General features: G+C 75.8%; 13 protein-coding genes. 12 read left to right on the forward strand and 1 reads right to left on the reverse strand.

Translation table 11 applies throughout. The features are described from left to right. Positions 1-55 precede the first annotated feature (55 nt). The 5 genes from ACFVVL_RS22300 to ACFVVL_RS22320 are packed head-to-tail and all read left to right on the forward strand — an operon-like array spanning position 56 to position 3,147. Positions 56-1,168 (forward strand): type II secretion system F family protein, encoded by a 1,113-nt coding sequence (locus tag ACFVVL_RS22300; RefSeq protein WP_387677817.1) that lies wholly within the window; start codon positions 56-58, stop codon positions 1,166-1,168. After that, positions 1,165-1,959 (forward strand): type II secretion system F family protein, encoded by a 795-nt coding sequence (locus tag ACFVVL_RS22305; RefSeq protein WP_387677820.1) that lies wholly within the window; start codon positions 1,165-1,167, stop codon positions 1,957-1,959. Before ACFVVL_RS22300 ends, ACFVVL_RS22305 begins: the two co-directional genes overlap by 4 nt. 36 nt (positions 1,960-1,995) lie before the next feature. Beyond that, positions 1,996-2,250, forward strand: coding sequence for a DUF4244 domain-containing protein (locus ACFVVL_RS22310; protein WP_387677823.1), 255 nt, complete (start codon positions 1,996-1,998; stop codon positions 2,248-2,250). Next, positions 2,240-2,701 (forward strand): TadE family type IV pilus minor pilin, encoded by a 462-nt coding sequence (locus ACFVVL_RS22315; RefSeq protein ID WP_387677826.1) that lies wholly within the window; start codon positions 2,240-2,242, stop codon positions 2,699-2,701. Before ACFVVL_RS22310 ends, ACFVVL_RS22315 begins: the two co-directional genes overlap by 11 nt. Then, the gene (locus tag ACFVVL_RS22320) at positions 2,689-3,147 is read left to right on the forward strand and encodes an Rv3654c family TadE-like protein (protein ID WP_387677829.1); all 459 of its coding nucleotides are present in this window, start codon (positions 2,689-2,691) and stop codon (positions 3,145-3,147) included. Before ACFVVL_RS22315 ends, ACFVVL_RS22320 begins: the two co-directional genes overlap by 13 nt. Here ACFVVL_RS22320 and ACFVVL_RS22325 read toward each other — a convergent pair. After that, positions 3,142-5,754, reverse strand: coding sequence for a DEAD/DEAH box helicase (locus tag ACFVVL_RS22325; RefSeq protein ID WP_387677832.1), 2,613 nt, complete (start codon positions 5,752-5,754; stop codon positions 3,142-3,144). The two genes, ACFVVL_RS22320 and ACFVVL_RS22325, sit on opposite strands and share 6 nt — an antisense overlap. A 221-nt stretch (positions 5,755-5,975) precedes the next feature. Between ACFVVL_RS22325 and bldG the strand changes: the two genes are divergently transcribed. The 7 genes from bldG to tmk all read left to right on the forward strand — a co-directional run. Next, positions 5,976-6,317 (forward strand): anti-sigma factor antagonist BldG, encoded by a 342-nt coding sequence (gene bldG, locus ACFVVL_RS22330; protein WP_344342978.1) that lies wholly within the window; start codon positions 5,976-5,978, stop codon positions 6,315-6,317. A gap of 180 nt (positions 6,318-6,497) precedes the next feature. After that, positions 6,498-6,917 carry an ATP-binding protein gene (locus ACFVVL_RS22335; protein WP_387677835.1) on the forward strand — a complete coding sequence of 140 codons (420 nt, stop codon included), beginning with the start codon at positions 6,498-6,500 and terminating at the stop codon, positions 6,915-6,917. 122 nt (positions 6,918-7,039) lie between these two features. Next, positions 7,040-7,753, forward strand: a complete 714-nt coding sequence (locus ACFVVL_RS22340) for a hypothetical protein (RefSeq protein WP_387677838.1) — start codon at positions 7,040-7,042, stop codon at positions 7,751-7,753. A 171-nt stretch (positions 7,754-7,924) separates the two neighbouring features. Then, positions 7,925-9,457 (forward strand): methyltransferase, encoded by a 1,533-nt coding sequence (locus ACFVVL_RS22345; RefSeq protein WP_387677841.1) that lies wholly within the window; start codon positions 7,925-7,927, stop codon positions 9,455-9,457. Between the two features lie 213 nt (positions 9,458-9,670). Continuing rightward, entirely contained in the window at positions 9,671-10,144 is a 474-nt protein-coding gene (locus ACFVVL_RS22350) for a DUF3592 domain-containing protein (protein ID WP_387677843.1), read from the forward strand. Between the two features lie 383 nt (positions 10,145-10,527). Continuing rightward, positions 10,528-13,422, forward strand: a complete 2,895-nt coding sequence (gene topA, locus ACFVVL_RS22355; RefSeq protein WP_387677846.1) for a type I DNA topoisomerase — start codon at positions 10,528-10,530, stop codon at positions 13,420-13,422. 237 nt (positions 13,423-13,659) lie between these two features. Continuing rightward, positions 13,660-16,397, forward strand: a 2,738-nt coding sequence (gene tmk, locus ACFVVL_RS22360) for a dTMP kinase (RefSeq protein ID WP_387677849.1), incomplete at its 3' end; no start/stop codon positions are given.

Raw genomic sequence — 16,397 nt, forward strand, 5'->3', positions numbered from 1 at the left:
GGGGAGCGGAGCGGTGAGGGCGATGGCGAGGGCGATGGCGAGGGAGGTGGCGTCCATGGCGGGTGACGAGGTGGCCGTGGTGTGGGTGCTGGTGCTCTGCGGGGCCGCGGTGGCGGCGTGGTGCGGGGTGCAGCGGCAGTCGGCGGGCGTGCGCCGGGCCGGTGCGCTGCTGGCGGACGGCTCCGGTGTCCTGGCCGCCGGTGCCGCCGGTGCCGCCGGTTCCGCGGGTTCCGCCGGGGCCGAGGGTGGCGGCGCGGCGGCCGCGTGCGTGCGGTGGTCGGCCGGGCTCTGGCGGCCCGTCCGCGGCGCACCCGAACTGCTGCTCCTGCCCGGGGGCTTGGCGGCCGGCTGGGCGACGGGATCGCCCGTCCCGGTGCTGGCGGCCGTTCCCGCGGTCCTGCCGGTGCGGCGGTGGCGGCTGCGGCGCGCGACGGCCGTGGAGGCGGGGCACCGGGCGGCGGCCGTGGTGGAGCTCTGCGCCGCGCTGGCGGGCGAGTTGCGCGGAGGGGCGACGCCCGAGCAGGCGCTGCACCTGGTGACCACGCGGCTCGCCGCCGATCCCGTGGCACTGCGCCGGATCGGTGCCGAACCGGTCGCCCGGCTCGCGGCGGGCCGGTTCGGCGGGGACGTGCCCGCCGCGTTCCGGTTGCTCGCCGAACTCCCGGGCGGGAGCGGGGCGGCGGCGGTCGCCGCCTGCTGGGAGGTCTCCTGCGTCGGTGGCTCGGGACTGGCGGCCGGGTTGGACGGGGTGGCCGAGGCCCTGCGCGTGGAGCGGGCCCTGGAGGAGGAGATCGGCGCCGAGCTGGCGGCGCCGCGCACCACCGTCGCGGTCCTCGCGGCCCTTCCGCTCGCCGGGCTGCTGCTGGGCGCGGCTCTCGGGGCGAGACCGCTGGAGGTGCTGCTCCACACGCCCGCCGGGCTCGCCGCCCTGGTGGCGGGCGCGGCCCTGGAGGCGGTGGGCCTGGCCTGGACCGGCCGTATCGTCCGGGCGGCTGCCGAAGGCCCCCTGGGTTCCGCCCCGGTGCGGGAACCGCTGCGGGAGCCGGTGGGGAGACCGGTGCGGGAGAGCCCGCCGCCCGCGGGGGAGTGGAGGTGCGGGATCAGCCGGGTCCGCAGCCGGCCCGGCCGGCCGGAGCGGGCGGTCCGAGGGGAGGTGGGGTGCGGATGAGCGGGCTGGCGGCGTCGGCCTCCCTGGGGGTGCTGCTGGCCGTGGTGGCCGGTGCTCCGGCCCGGCGCGGGTGGCGGGCGCGACGGCGGGCCGACGCCCTGCTGGGCACCGGGGACGCGCCCGGGCCGCGGAGGGCCGGACGGCGGACGGCGGCACGAGGGAGTCCCGTTCTCCCCGGCCGGGCCCGGCAGGCGGCGACCGCGGTGGCGGCCGGGCTCGGGGCGGCGGCCTTCGTCGGAGGACCGGGAGGTCTGGTGGCGGGCGGACTGCTCGCGCTCGGGCTGCACCGGTGGATGCCCCGGGCGCGCTCCCCGGCGGAGCGGCGGGCCGCGCTGGAGCAGGAGCGGCTGGTGCGGCAGCTGCCGTTCACCGCCGAGCTGTTGGCGGCCTGCCTCGGATCGGCGGCCTCGCCGGCCGAGGCCGTGGCGGCGGTCGGGGCGAGCGTGGACGCCCCGATGGGTCCGCGGCTGCTGTCGACCGCGGCCGAACTCGCCCTCGGATCACCGCCGGAGGTCTGCTGGCGGCGGCTCGGCGAGGAGCACCCGCCGTTGGCGCCGCTGGCCCGGTGCCTGGTCCGGACGAGCCTGAGCGGCGCCCCGGCGGCGGCAGCGCTCTCCGGGCTCGCGAGCGGCCGGCGGGCGGAAGCCGTCCGGATGGCGCACGTCCGGGTCCGCCGGGCCGGGGTGCTCGCGACCGCGCCGCTCGGGCTGTGCTTCCTCCCGGCGTTCGTCCTGGTCGGTGTCGCCCCGGTGGTCATGGGGCTCACCAGCCGCTTTTCGTCCGTGATGTGACGCACCACCGAACCGAATCGATGCAAGGAGGAACCCATGAACCTGGCGATCAGGAACGCGGCCGTCGCCGCTCCCGGGGCGACGCGGAGGATCCGGACGGCGATCCGGACGGCGGTCCGGGGAAGGAACCGGTCCCGGGGCGGCCGGGACGCGGGGATGACCACCGCCGAGTACGCGGTCGGCACGCTCGGCGCCTGCGCCCTGGGGGCCGCGCTGTACAAGGTGGCGACCAGCGCGGCCGTGCTGGAAGCGCTGGCCGGCGCCCTGGACCGGGCGCTCCATGCGACCTGACCGGCCGTCGGGGCTGCACCGGCGGTACCGGCGGCGGCAGCGGCGTCGGCGCGGTGACGGGCGTGGTGACGGGCGTGGTGACGGCGGGTTCGTCACCGCCGAGACCGCCGTCGCGCTGCCGGCGCTGGTGCTGCTGGGCGTGCTGCTGGTCTGGGCCGTGCTCGCGGCGGCCGCCCAGCTCCGTTGCGTCGACGCGGCGCGGGTGGGCGCCAGGGCGGCCGCGCGCGGCGAGCCGGATGCCGCCGGGGTGGCACGGGCGGCCGCCCCGGCCGGGGCGGCGGTCCTGGTCGACCTGGCGCCGGACACCGTCCGGGTCACCGTGGACGCGCCCTACGGGGCGCCGGGGCGGTTCGCGGAGGTGCTAGCGGTGCGGCTGAGCGCCAGCGCCGTCGCGGCCCGGGAGGACACCCTGCGGGGAGCGGAGGGAGGTGCGGATCCATGGACGGGTTGAGGGCGCGGGCGGCTCCGCGACGGGCCGACACCGGGTCGGCGACGGTCTGGCTGCTGGCCTTCGTGCTGCTCGGCTGCCTGGCCTGCACGGCGGCGCTCTCGGTGGGCGCGGTGGTCGGCGCCCGGCACCGGGCGGAGTCCGCCGCCGATCTGGCGGCGCTCGCGGCGGCCGACCGGCTGCTGCTGGACGCGGACGGCGGCTGTGGCCGGGCCGAGGCCGTGGCGGCCGCGCAGGCGGCCACCGTGGTCGCCTGCGCGGTGGACCGGGAGGAGGACGCCGTCGAGGTGGTGGCGCAGGTGCCCGTCACCGGGCTGCCGCCGCGCCTGCCGGTCGGTCCGGCCCTGGGGCGGGCCAGGGCCGGACCGGTCAGGGCGCCGGTGTCGCCGACCGACGAGGACGCTCGGGCCGCACTGGGCGGGCCCGGGCCGGTCGGGGGTGGCTCATGAAGCTCCCGGCGAGTCCCCGTCGGTGGGCGCCTCCCGCCTCCGCTCGGCCGCCCGACCCGCTTCGCGACCCGATTCCCGCTCGGCCGCCCGGGCCACCGCGTCGGCGCCGTCGGCCGCCTCGGCTGCCGCCTGGGCCGCCTCCGTGGGGTCCGCCGTGTGCGTCGGCATGGCGGCCGGCCCGTCGGATCGGCCCGGCCCGTCCGGACCGTCGTCTCCGGCCCGGTCGGATCGTCCGGACCGCTCCGACGGTGCGGACCGTCCGGCTGCTCCGTCCCGGCCGGTCCCCGCGGCGGCCGAGGGAGCACCGGCGAGCAGCACGTCCAGCAGCCGGACCGCCGCCGCCTTGTCCAGCGGGTCGTTGCCGTTGCCGCACTTGGGCGACTGCACGCAGGAGGGGCAGCCGCGCTCGCACTCGCAGACGGCGATCGCCTCCCGGGTGGCGGTCAGCCACTGCACGGCCCGCTGGAAGCCGCGTTCGGCGAAGCCGGCCCCGCCGGGGTGGCCGTCGTAGACGAACACGGTGGGCAGCCCGGTGTCGGGGTGCAGCGGCACCGAGACACCGCCGATGTCCCAGCGGTCACAGGTGGCGAAGAGCGGGAGCAGGCCGATCGAGGCGTGTTCGGCGGCGTGGGCGGCACCGGGCAGCTGGTCGGGCGGGATGTCGGCGTCGAGCAGCTGGTCCTCGGTGACCGACCACCACACGGCCCGGGTGCGCAGGGTCCGGGGCGGCAGGTCGAGCTTGCTCTCGCCCATGATCTCGCCGGTGGAGATCCGCTTGCGGAGGTAGCCGACCACCTGGTTGACCACCTCCACCGAACCGAAACTGAGCCGGCCCTCGCCCCACTCGACGGTGGTGTCGGTGGAGAGCACGGAGACGGAGGTGATGTCCCTGGCGGCGGTGGTGTAGGGCGGGTCGGCGGGCTCGACCAGGGCGACCGAGCTGTCCAGGTCGAAGTCCCGGACGAGGTAGGTGCGGCCCCGGTGGAGGTGGACGGCCCCGGTGTGCACGGTGGTGTGGGCGGCGGAGGCGTCCACGGTGCCGAGCAGCCGGCCGGTCGGCGCCTCGACGATCTGCACCGGGCTGCCTCCGCTGCCCCGCAGGTCGACGGCGTCGGCGGCCCGTTCACGGCGGGTCCAGTACCAGGCGCCGCCGCGTCGGCGGAGCAGCCCGCGCCGCTCCAGCACCGGCAGCAGCGGCGCGGCCGAGGGCCCGAACAGGTCGAGGTCCGGATCGGTGAGCGGCAGTTCGGCGGCGGCCGCGCACAGGTGCGGGGCGAGCACGTGCGGGTTGTCCGGGTCGAGCACGGTGGCCTCGACCGGGGTGGCGAACAGGGCCTCCGGGTGGTGCACCAGGTAGGTGTCCAGCGGGTCGTCCCGGGCGATCAGCACGGCGAGCGCACCCTGGGCCTCGCGCCCGGCCCGGCCGGCCTGCTGCCACAGCGAGGCCCGGGTGCCCGGATAGCCGGCCATCAGGACGGCGTCCAGGCCGGAGATGTCGACGCCGAGTTCGAGGGCGGAGGTGGAGGCGAGGCCGAGCAGCCGGCCGGACTGCAGTTCGCGCTCCAGGGACCGGCGCTCGTCGGCGAGGTAGCCGCCGCGGTAGGCGGCGACCCGGTCGGCGAGCGGGCGGGGGAGCTGGTCCTGGGTCTGCAACGCGACGAGCTCGGCGGCGCGCCGGGAGCGGACGAAGACGACCGTGCGGGTCTCCCGTTCGACCAGGTCGGTCAACAGGTGGGCGGCCTCGGCGGTGGCGGTGCGGCGGACGGGCGCGCCGTGTTCGCCGACGTTCTCGGTGAGCGGGGGCTCCCACAGCCCGAAGACCATCGGGCCGCGCGGGGAGGCGTCCTCGGAGACCGCCTGGGCGGGCAGGCCGGTGAGGCGCCGGGCGGTGACGGCGGGGTCGGCGGTGGTGGCGGAGGCGAGCAGGAAGACGGGCGAGGAGCCGTAGCGGGCGCAGATCCGCCGCAGCCGGCGCAGCACCTGGGCCACGTGGGAGCCGAAGACCCCGCGGTAGCCGTGGCACTCGTCGACCACGACGTAGCGCAGGGTCTTGAGGAAGGAGGACCAGCGGGCGTGCGCGGGCAGAATGCCGCGGTGCAGCATGTCCGGATTGGTGAGGACGTAGGACGCGTACTGGCGCACCCACTCGCGTTCCTCGGGCGGGGTGTCGCCGTCGTAGAGGGCGGCCCGGACGCGGGGCGGGGCGAGTTCCGCGGCCCGGCGGCGCTGATCGGCGGCGAGCGCCTTGGTCGGGGCGAGGTAGAGCGCGGTGGCACCCCGGCCGTTGGGCGCCTCGGTGCCGTCCAGCAGGTCGGAGAGCACCGGCCCCAGGTAGCCGAGGGACTTGCCCGAGGCGGTCCCTGTGGCGATCACCACAGATTGACCGGATTTGGCCAGGTTCATCGCCTCCGTCTGGTGGGCCCAGGGCTGCCGGACACCCATGGCCTGGGCGGATGCGATGATCTCGGGCCGGATCCAGTCGGGCCACGGTGCATAACGGGCGGGCCGGGCGGGAAGGTGCTCCGTATGGGTGAGCCGGTCCGACCGCCCTCGGGTGGTGGACAGGGTCGTGAGCAGTGCCTCGGGCAGGCTGTGACGCGGCGGCATGAGGACCCAGTGTGTCACCGGCGTGACGGAGAATCGTCCTAAGCCATCGTGCGGGCATGGTCGCAGGTGGTTGAATGTGGCCGTGACGGCCGTACGGCCGGGGGTCGCAGCGCTGAGGCTTGCCACGCACTGGCTGGTGTGCCCGGGGCTCGCGACCATGCGGTGACGGCCGTCCGGCCGAGGATCGCAATGACGTAGCAAGGCAAGGTGCTGGAGGTTCCGTGGACCTGTCCCTGTCGACCCGTACAGTCGGCGACCGCACGGTCGTCGAGGTTGGCGGCGAGATCGATGTGTACACCGCCCCCAAGCTGCGCGAGCAGCTGGTCGAGCTCGTCAACGACGGCAGCTACCACCTCGTCGTCGACATGGAGGGCGTGGACTTCCTGGACTCCACGGGCCTCGGCGTGCTGGTGGGCGGTCTGAAGCGGGTGCGTGCCCACGAGGGCTCGCTGCGCCTGGTGTGCAACCAGGAGCGCATTCTGAAGATCTTCCGGATCACGGGTCTGACCAAGGTCTTCCCGATCCACAACTCGGTGGACGACGCGGTCCAGGCGACCGACTGATCCGCAGGACGGACTGATCCGGCCGGGTCGGCCCAGGTGGCCGGCCCGCCCGATCGCTACGCGTCCGGGAGCCGGGGCCCCGTGCCCCGGCCCGTCCGGCCGCCCCAGGGCCGGCCGGTCGACACCAACCCGCAGGGGCCGTGAGCCCGGCCCCGGTCGGAGCACCCCGAGGGGGAAGAGATGGCAACCGTCGAACTTCGATTCAGCGCGCTCCCCGAGCACGTGCGAACGGCCCGGCTGGTGGCCGCGGCAGTCGCCAGACGGGCCGGGGTGGACGAGTCGGTGCTCGACGAGGTGCGGCTCGCCGTGGGCGAGGCGTGCTCCCGCGCGGTCGGCCTGCACCGGCGCGGGGACGTCAAGGGCGCGGTACGCGTCGCCCTGATCGACCAGCAGAAGCGTTTCCTCATCGAGGTCGAGGACGAGGCCGGTCTCGACACCGTCCCGAGCACCGGCACGGCGGACGGCACGGAGCCGGACGAGGACGCCCTCGGCCTGGCGGTGCTCACCGGCCTGGTCGAGGACCTGGAGGTCACCGCCGGTGCCGGCGGCGGACTGATCCGGATGAGCTGGCCCGCCTCGGTGGACGCCCTCGCGCTCTGAGCGGCGGGACCCGGCGCGGCCAGGCGCCGGGCGGCGGGAGGAGGCCCGGGCGGGAACCGGGAGTCGGACAGCGGCCGTGTAGGTTCGCAGTTCGACGACCGAAACCGAAAGGGCTTCTCCCGGTGAACAAGCGACTGCTGGCCGTACCCGTGCTCGGGGCGCTGCTCGCGTTCGGCGCCGTCGGCTGCGGCGACGACAACAGCAAGCAGCTGGAGTCCTGGGCGGCGAACGTGTGCGGCGCGGCCAAGGACCCGATCGCCCAGGCGCAGACCGCGCTGGCGGACACCGCGGAGGTGAAGGCCGGCGAGGCCCCGGCCGACCTCCAGAAGCGCCTCTCGGCGGACATCGGCCGGCTGGCCAAGACCAACCAGGACATCGCCGCGGCCATCGACGGGGCCGGCGCCCCCAAGGTGGACGACGGCGCGACCCTGCAGAAGGACACCGTCGCCGAGCTCAACAAGGCGGCCGACGGCTACCTCGACATCCAGAAGAAGCTGGACGCGCTCGCCAACGACGACCAGTCGAAGTTCGCCGACGGGCTGCGCAGCGTGGGCGACCAGATCCGCCAGCTGTCCGCGCTCTCCACCCAGGCCCAGGGCAAGCTGCAGCGCGGCGACCTCGGCGCGGCGATGGCCAAGCAGGAGGGGTGCAAGCCGGGGTCGGCGGCCGCCGCTCCGACGGCCGGCTCGACGGGCACGCCGGCGGCCACCCCGACGGACGCGGCCTCCGGCGCGCCCACGGACGCCCCCTCGGGCGCTCCCGCGGAGACCCCCGCAGCGGGCGCCACCGACGGCGCGGGCCCGGCGGCGGGCGCCCCCGCCCCCTCGGCGAGCTGACCGACCGGACCCCACCGGACACCCGCACCCGCACCCGCACCGGCGCGTCGAGCACGTCGGACAGAAGCGCACCCACACCCCCTCGGCCGCCGGCCGAGGGGGTCGCCGGCGTGCGGACGGGGAGGCAGGGGAACGTCAGGCAGGGGGCACCGCCCGGGGGACAATGGCGGGGTGATCAGTAGCCCCGCTCTCGACCCGACCCGCCTCGCCAAACTGCGCGAGGCGCTGCTCGCCGCCTCGTACACCGCCGACGGCTGCCTGGACCTGCTCGGGCCCACCGGGTACGCAGCGCTGGCCCGCAGCGAGGCGGTGCCCGCGCTGCGCGTGACCCGCGGCGGCAGCCCGCTGGAGACGCTGGTGCGGCTCTTCCTGCTGCAGCAGCCCGTGCCGTACAAGGCGGCCGCCGCCGCGCTGCCGGTGGAGGACTGCCTGGCCGACGGCTGGCTGCGCCCCGACGGCGAACTGGTGCGCGCCACCGTGGACATCCGCCCCTACGCCAACGAGGTCGCCGGGCTGCCGGGTTCGGACGCCTGGGTGGTCTCCGACCTGGGCTGCGCGGTCGGCGGCGCGGGCGGGATCGGCTCCGGCGAGACCGCGCACGGCGTGGACCGCAAGGACCTGGTGCTCGGGGTGGGCGGCGCGTCCACCACGCTGGCCAACATCACGGTGCGCCGGCCGGTCCGCTCGGTGCTGGACCTCGGCTCCGGCTCCGGGGTGCAGGCGCTGCACGCCGCCCGGCACGCCCAGCGGGTGACCGCCACCGACCTCAACGCGCGGGCGCTGCGCTTCACCGAGCTGACCCTCGCGCTGTCCGGTTTCGACAACACGGAGACCGCCACCGGCAGCCTCTTCGAGCCGGTGGGGGAGCGGCGGTTCGACCTGATCGTCTCCAACCCGCCGTTCGTGATCTCCCCGGCCGGCCGGTTCACCTACCGCGACGGCGGGATGGCCGGTGACGACCTCTGCCGCAGCCTGGTCCGCTCGGCCGCCGCGCACCTGGAGCCGGGCGGCTACTGCCAGCTGCTGGCCAACTGGCAGCACGTCAGGGGCGAGGACTGGCACGACCGGCTGGCCGGCTGGGTGGCCGGCACCGGGCTGGACGCCTGGATCGTCCAGCGCGAGGTGCAGGACGTGGCCCAGTACGCGGAGCTCTGGCTGCGCGACGGCGGTGACCACCGCGGCCCCGGCGGCGACTACCGGGCGCGCTACGGCGAGTGGCTGGACGCCTTCGAGGCCGGCCGGGTCGAGGGCATCGGCTTCGGCTGGATCACCCTGCGGGCGGGCGGCGCCGAGCGGCCGACCGTCCGGGTGGAGGAGTGGCCGCACCCGGTGGAGCAGCCGCTCGGCCCGCACATCGAGGAGTGGTTCGACCGGCAGGACTTCCTGCGTACCCACGACGACGCGGGTCTGCTGGCGGCGCGGTACGTGCTGGCCGACGAGGTGGTCCAGGAGCAGGTGGGCGCGCCGGGGGCGGAGGACCCGGAGCACGTGATCCTGCGGCACAACCGCGGTATGCGCCGGGCCACCAAGGTGGACACGGTGGGCGCGGGCTTCGTCGGGGTCTGCGACGGGACGCTGTCGGCGGGCGAGATCGTCGACGCGATCGCCCAGCTGCTCGGCGAGGACCGGGTCGTGCTGCGGGACCGGACGCCGGAGTCGCTGCGGCTGCTCACCGAGCAGGGGTTCATCCGCCCGGTGGCCTGAGCCCCGGCGGTCCAGGATCCGGCGAGCCCCGACGGTCCGGGACCCGACGGTCCGGTGGTCCGGGAGCCCGACGGTCCGGGAGGAGACGCCCCGGTCCGGTTCACCTTCCGGCTTCCCCCGGTTCGTCGGCCGTTCGCCGAACCTCTGCCCCTCGTTGGCCCCGGACTGTGAAGCTCTGTCCACAGGCTGTGGACAGAGCTGGGGGCGGCTGGGGTGGACACGACGACGGCGACGGCGGGGGGCGCGGTACTCGCCCTCTTCGGCGGCGCACTTCTGCTCTGGTGCGCCGCCGAAGTGCGCCTGCGCCACCGAGTGCGCCGCCGAGGCCGGCCGGCCGTCGCGACCGTGGTCGCGGAGTCCGACGCGCACGGCGAGCTCGACAGCGCGCCCCTGCTCTCCTTCGCCACCGAGCACACGGCCGTCGGAGTGCCCGGAGCCGGGGCCCTGGCCGTGGAGGCGTGCGAGCTGGTGCTGACCCGCCCGCGCGGCCACACCCCGCTGCGCCGTCCGCCCCGGCTCGTGCCGGGCACCTCCGTCCGGATCGCCTACGACCCCCGCCGCCCCGGCCTCGCGGTGCTCGCGCCGGAGGAGTCCGGTCCGCGGACCGTGGTCGCCGACCTGCTGTGGACGGCGCTCGGCCTCGGCTGCCTGGCCGCCGGGGCGCTCCTGCTGCTCGTCGCCCGGTAGCCGCCCCGCCCGCCCCGCACCACCCCCGCACTGCCCCCGCACCACCTCCGCGCCGATCCGCCCCCGCCCCGGCCGGATCCGGGACCCGATATTCCGTTGACAGATTTTGAAATCCGTCATTCCATCCTTCGAAACCCGCCGAAGCCCCCCTCCGCAGGGCGCGATCCGTCGCCGTCGGGTTACCGTTCGAGTGGCGTCGGTCGGCCTTGCCGGTGAAATCGCGGGATCCGTCCGTTTGACAAGGGTGGCCGGGGTACGGTCACACTCCGCTGGTGGGGTCGTCGTACAGCGGCAGCCCCGGGACGGTGGAGGGGTCGGGCGGAGCGCAGCCCGTGCTGCCAGCGCCGACCAGCTCACGTAACGACCGGGAGAGAAGAGCGAAGGTGTCCCCGAGCAGCGAGACCGCGCACGGACAGCGACTCGTCATTGTCGAGTCGCCGGCCAAGGCGAAGACGATCAAGGGCTACCTGGGCCCCGGCTACATCGTCGAGGCGAGCGTCGGGCACATTCGCGACCTGCCGAGCACGGCCGCCGAGGTCCCGGACAAGTACACCGGCGAGGTGCGCCGCCTCGGGGTGGACGTGGACCACGACTTCGCTCCGATCTACGTGGTCAACGCGGACAAGAAGTCGCAGGTCAGCAAGTTGAAGTCGCTGCTGGCGGAGTCCGACGAGCTCTTCCTCGCCACCGATGAGGACCGCGAGGGCGAGGCCATCGCGTGGCACCTCCAGCAGGTGCTCAAGCCCAAGGTGCCGGTGCACCGCATGGTGTTCCACGAGATCACCAAGTCCGCCATCCAGGAGGCAGTGGCCAACCCGCGCCAGCTGAACCAGCGTCTGGTCGACGCCCAGGAGACCCGCCGCATCCTCGACCGCCTCTACGGCTTCGAGGTCTCGCCGGTGCTCTGGAAGAAGGTCATGCCGAAGCTGTCGGCCGGCCGCGTCCAGTCGGTCGCGACCCGCCTGGTGGTCGAGCGCGAGCGCGAGCGGATGGCGTTCCGCTCGGCCTCGTACTGGGACCTGGTCGGCACCTTCGGCACCGGCCGCACCCCGGCCGACGCGGCCAACCCGGAGAGCTTCGGCGCCCGGCTGATCGCCGTCGACGGCAAGCGGATCGCCAGCGGCCGCGACTTCGGCCAGGACGGCCGGCTCAAGGCGGGCAGCGTCAACACCCTGCACCTGGACGAGCAGGCCGCCCGCGCGCTGGCCGCCGCCCTGGAGCAGACCGCGTTCGCGGTGCGCGCCGTCGAGTCCAAGCCCTACCGCCGCTCGCCGTACGCGCCGTTCCGCACCACCACCCTCCAGCAGGAGGCCAGCCGCAAGCTGGGCTTCGGCGCCAAGCGGACCATGCAGGTGGCCCAGAAGCTGTACGAGAACGGCTTCATCACCTATATGCGCACCGACTCCACCACGCTGTCGGACACCGCCGTGTCCGCCGCCCGCGCCCAGGTCACCCAGCTGTACGGCGCCGACTACCTGCCGGACGCGCCGCGCACCTACGCCTCCAAGGTGAAGAACGCGCAGGAGGCGCACGAGGCGGTCCGCCCGTCCGGCGACCGCTTCCGCACCCCCGCCGAGACCGGCCTGAGCGGTGACGACTTCAAGCTCTACGAGCTGATCTGGATGCGCACCGTCGCCTCCCAGATGAAGGACGCGGTCGGCCAGTCGGTCACCGTCAAGGTGGGCGGCCGGGCCGCCGACGGCCGGGACGTCGAGTTCTCCGCCTCCGGCAAGATCATCACCTTCCACGGCTTCCTCAAGGCCTACGTCGAGGGCGCCGACGACCCGAACGCCGAGCTGGACGACCGCGAGCGCCGGCTGCCGCAGGTCACCGAGGGCGACCCGCTGGCCGCCGAGCAGCTCACCCCCGAGGGCCACGCCACCAAGCCGCCGGCCCGCTACACCGAGGCCTCGCTGGTCAAGGAGCTGGAGGACCGGGAGATCGGCCGCCCCTCCACCTACGCCTCGATCATCGACACCATCATCGGCCGCCGGTACGTCTTCAAGAAGGGGACGGCGCTGGTGCCGTCGTTCCTCTCCTTCGCCGTGGTCAACCTGCTGGAGAAGCACTTCGGCCGGCTGGTCGACTACGACTTCACCGCGAAGATGGAGGACGACCTCGACCGGATCGCGGCCGGCGAGGCGCAGTCCGTGCCGTGGCTGAAGCGCTTCTACTTCGGTGAGGGCGAGGGTGCGGCCGCGGGCGGCGCCGCCGAGGCCGGCAACGGCGACGGCGACCACCTGGGCGGCCTGAAGGAACTGGTCACCGACCTCGGCGCGATCGACGCCCGGGAGATCAGCTCGTTCCGGGTCAGCGACGACATCACCCTGCGGGTCGGCCGCTACGGCCCGTACGTGGAGCGCGCCTCCGAGGTCGAGGGCGAGCCCGGCCAGCGCGCCGACATCCCGGACGAGCTGCCGCCGGACGAGCTGACCGTCGAGCTGGCCGAGGAACTGCTGGCCCGCCCCAGCGGCGACTACGAGCTCGGCGCGGACCCGGTCAGCGGCAACATGCTCGTCGCCAAGGACGGCCGCTACGGCCCGTACGTCACCGAGATCCTGCCCGAGGGCACGCCCAAGACCGGCAAGAACGCGGTCAAGCCGCGCACCGCCTCCCTCTTCAAGACGATGTCGCTGGACACCGTCACGCTGGAGGACGCGCTGAAGCTGCTCTCGCTGCCGCGCGTGGTCGGCGTCGACCCGGAGGGCGTGGAGATCACCGCGCAGAACGGCCGCTACGGCCCGTACCTCAAGCGCGGCACCGACTCCCGTTCGCTCACCGGTGAGGACCAGCTGTTCACGGTCACGCTGGAGGAGGCGCTGGCGATCTACGCCCAGCCCAAGCAGCGCGGCCGGGCCGCCGCCGCGCCGCCGCTCAAGGAGCTGGGCACCGACCCGGTCAGCGAGCGTCCGGTGGTGGTCAAGGACGGCCGGTTCGGGCCGTACGTGACCGACGGCGAGACCAATGCCACGCTCCGCAAGGACGACGCGGTCGAGACGATCACCCCCGAGCGCGGCTACGAGCTGCTCGCCGAGAAGCGGGCGCGCGGGCCGGTGAAGAAGACGGCGAAGAAGGCTCCCGCCAAGAAGGCCGCGGCCAAGAAGACCACGGCCAAGACCGCCGCCAAGAAGACCACCACGGCGGCCAAGACGGCGGCGAAGAAGACCACCACCACGAAGAAGGCGGCCACCAAGACGGCGGCGGCCAAGAAGACCACGGCCAAGGCCGCCGCGAGCAAGACCGCGGCGAGCGGGACCACCGCCACCGACGAGGGCTGACCTCCGGTCGGTCGCACCCGGGCCCGCGTCCGCCCCGGCGGCGCGGGCCCGGGCCGTTCCCCGGGCGGCCCCGGGCCGTTCCCCCGGTGCGGCCCCGGCGGCCCCGGACCGTTCCCCCGGCGCGGGCCCGGGACCGGCGTGACAGGGTCGTGCGCGGATCGTCACAACACGGTGGCGAGGTCCTTCCGGAGCCGCGCTCCCCTCTTTTGCGCGATGCCCGACCGCTACGCTGACCGTATGACGAGCGAGGAGCAGCCCACCCCCAGCGCCGCGGCGGCCGCCGGTACCGGCACGCCCGACCGGCCGGAGACCGCGCCCGCCGGAACCGCCGGCGAGCGGATCCGGGCGCTGCTGCGGCTGCGCCCCTTCCGGCGGCTGTGGATCACCCAGCTGATCGGCGGCACCGCCGACCGGCTCGGCCTGCTGGTGCTGCTCATGCTCACCGTGGTCGCCGCCGTGCTCGGCCGCTCCTTCGGCGACCTGCCGCGCAGCCTCGCCTTCGCGGTCGCCGCCGTCCTCGCCACCCGGCTGGCCGCCACCGGACTGGTCGGCGCCGCCCTGCTCGGCCCGGTGCACGGGCTGCTCGACGGGAAGCTCGACCGGCGCTGGACCCTGTTCGGGGCCAACGCGCTGCGCGCCGTGCTGATCGGTGTCGCCCCCTGGTGGGTCGTCTGGCTGGGGTCCGGTCAGGAGCCCTCCGGCGCCGCGACCTGGCTCCTGCTCGCCACCGTCTTCCTGACCAGCGCGGCCGAGCGGGTCTGGGCGATCGCCAGGGCCGCCGCCGTCCAGGGGCTGCTGCCGCCCGCCGACGCGTACGCCCCGGTGGCCGAGCGGCGCCCGTCCGCCGCCAACCTGGACACCGTCCGCACCCTCGACCACCGCACCGGCTGGGCCACCGTGCCGCTCGGCGCCGCCGCGCTGGTCGCGCTGACGCTGCTCAACAACGTCTTCGCCGCTCTCGGCTCGGACTGGCTGCGCGCCCACCAGACCACCTTCGCCGCCCTCGGCGCGGCCGCCCTGTTCGCCGTCTCGGCCGCCCGGGTCCACCTCCAGGAGCTGCCCGGCGGCCCGGCCCGGGTGCGGCCGGTCCCGCCGCTGCGGGGCCTGCGCGCCCCGACCGACGCGTCCCCCGGCCCCGCCCTCGCCAAGGGCCGCACCGGCTCCGCCCCGTACTTCACCTTCGCGGTCTCCGCCGGGTACGCCACGATGGCCGGGGTCGCCGCGCTGTCCCTGCTGACCGCCGTCGAGCACGGCGCCGGGCCGATCGGCTACGGCCTGCTGGCGCTGGCCGCCGCCGGCGTCCCCGCGCTCGGCATCCGGCTCACCCGGGGCGTCCTGCCCGCGCTCTCCCGCCGCCGGCTGCTCGCGCTCGCCCTGATCACCGAGGGCGTCGCGCTGATCCTGGCCGGCCTGGTGGCGGACTTCGTGCTCGTCCTGCTGCTCACCGTGCTGGCCGCGCTGGCCGCCGGAGTGGTGATCTCCACCGGCCGCACCCTGCTCGCCCAGGAGGTCGAGGAGGTCCGGCTGCCGCAGGTCACCGAGCACCTGTACGCGGTGCTGCGGGTCGTCGTCGGCGCCGCGCTGGTCGGCGTCCCGCTGATCGCCGCCGCCTACGGGGACGTCGAGTACGGCACGGTCGAGCCCGGCGCGTTCACCTTCATCCACGGCGGCGCGGCCCTCGCGGTCGCCACCGCCGGACTGCTCACCCTGGTGCTGGCCGCCGTCGTGCTGCTGCGCACCGACGACCGGCGCGGCACCGTCCCGTTCGGCCGCGACCTGGCCGACGCGGTGCGCGGCGCCACCGGCCCGGCCCCGCACCGGGCGGGCACCGGGTTCTTCATCGCCCTGGAGGGCGGCGACGGCGCCGGGAAGTCCACCCAGGCGCAGGCGCTCGCCGAGTGGATCCGCGGCAAGGGCCACGAGGTGGTGCTCACCCGCGAGCCCGGCGGCAGCCCGGTCGGCCAGCGGCTGCGCGGGCTGGTCCTGGACGTCGGCAACACCGGCCTGTCGCACCGCGCCGAGGCCCTCATCTACGCGGCCGACCGGGCCGAGCACGTCGAGAACGTGATCCGCCCGGCGCTGGCCCGCGGCGCGGTGGTCATCACCGACCGGTACATGGACTCGTCCATCGCGTACCAGGGCGCCGGCCGCGACCTGGCCGCCACCGAGGTCGCCCGGATCTCGCGCTGGGCGACCGGCGGGCTGCTGCCCGACCTGACCGTCGTCCTGGATGTCGACCCGACCCGGGCCCGGGAGCGCTTCACCGAGGCGCTGGACCGGCTGGAGTCCGAGCCGACCGAGTTCCACCAGCGGGTCCGCTCCGGCTTCCTGGCGCTCGCCGCCGCCGACCCGGCGCGCTACCTCGTCGTCGACGGCAGCCAGGCCCCCGGTGTCGTCACCACCTCGATCCGCCACCGGCTCGACCGCGAGCTGCCGCTCTCCGAGCAGGAGAAGGCCGCCCGCGCCGAGCAGGAGCGCAAGGCGGCCGAGGAGGCGCGGCGCCGGGCCGAGGAGGAGGCCCGCAAGCGCGCCGAGGAGGAGGCCGCCGAGCGCAAGCGCCAGGAGGTGCTGGCGCAGCTGCGGGCCGAGCAGGCGGAGAAGGAGCGGCTGGCCAAGGAGGAGGCCGAGCGGGCCGCCGCCGAGGCCGCGCGCAAGGCGGCCGAGGAGGCCCGGAAGAAGGCCGAGGAGGAGGCCCGCCGCCGGGCGGAGGAGGAAGCCGCGCGCCGCGCCGAGGAGGAGGCGCGCAAGGCGGCCGAGGAGGCCGAGCGCAAGCGGCTCGCCGAGGAGGCGGCCGCCCGGGCGGAGCTCCAGCGGCAGCGCGAGCTGGCGCGCGAGGAGCAGCGGCGCCGGGCGGAGGAGGCGCTGCAGCGGGCCGAGGAGGCCCGGCTGGCGCAGGCCGCCGCGCTGGCGGCGGCTGCGGCGGCGGCCGCCGAGGCGGCGGAGCGCGCGGGCGCCGGGGCCGGGTCGGCGGGTGC

This window comes from Kitasatospora sp. NPDC058115, from assembly GCF_042884635.1.
Classification (GTDB): domain Bacteria; phylum Actinomycetota; class Actinomycetes; order Streptomycetales; family Streptomycetaceae; genus Kitasatospora.

What these genes read in the sequence shown, in the direction of transcription:
- ACFVVL_RS22335 (WP_387677835.1), top strand. Translation starts at nt 6,498, where the DNA reads ATGGCAACCGTCGAACTTCGATTCAGCGCGCTCCCCGAGCACGTGCGA.
- ACFVVL_RS22305 (WP_387677820.1), top strand. Translation starts at nt 1,165, where the DNA reads ATGAGCGGGCTGGCGGCGTCGGCCTCCCTGGGGGTGCTGCTGGCCGTG.
- ACFVVL_RS22315 (WP_387677826.1), top strand. Translation starts at nt 2,240, where the DNA reads ATGCGACCTGACCGGCCGTCGGGGCTGCACCGGCGGTACCGGCGGCGG.
- ACFVVL_RS22300 (WP_387677817.1), top strand. Translation starts at nt 56, where the DNA reads ATGGCGGGTGACGAGGTGGCCGTGGTGTGGGTGCTGGTGCTCTGCGGG.
- ACFVVL_RS22325 (WP_387677832.1), bottom strand. Translation starts at nt 5,754, where the DNA reads ATGCCGCCGCGTCACAGCCTGCCCGAGGCACTGCTCACGACCCTGTCC.
- ACFVVL_RS22310 (WP_387677823.1), top strand. Translation starts at nt 1,996, where the DNA reads ATGAACCTGGCGATCAGGAACGCGGCCGTCGCCGCTCCCGGGGCGACG.
- ACFVVL_RS22320 (WP_387677829.1), top strand. Translation starts at nt 2,689, where the DNA reads ATGGACGGGTTGAGGGCGCGGGCGGCTCCGCGACGGGCCGACACCGGG.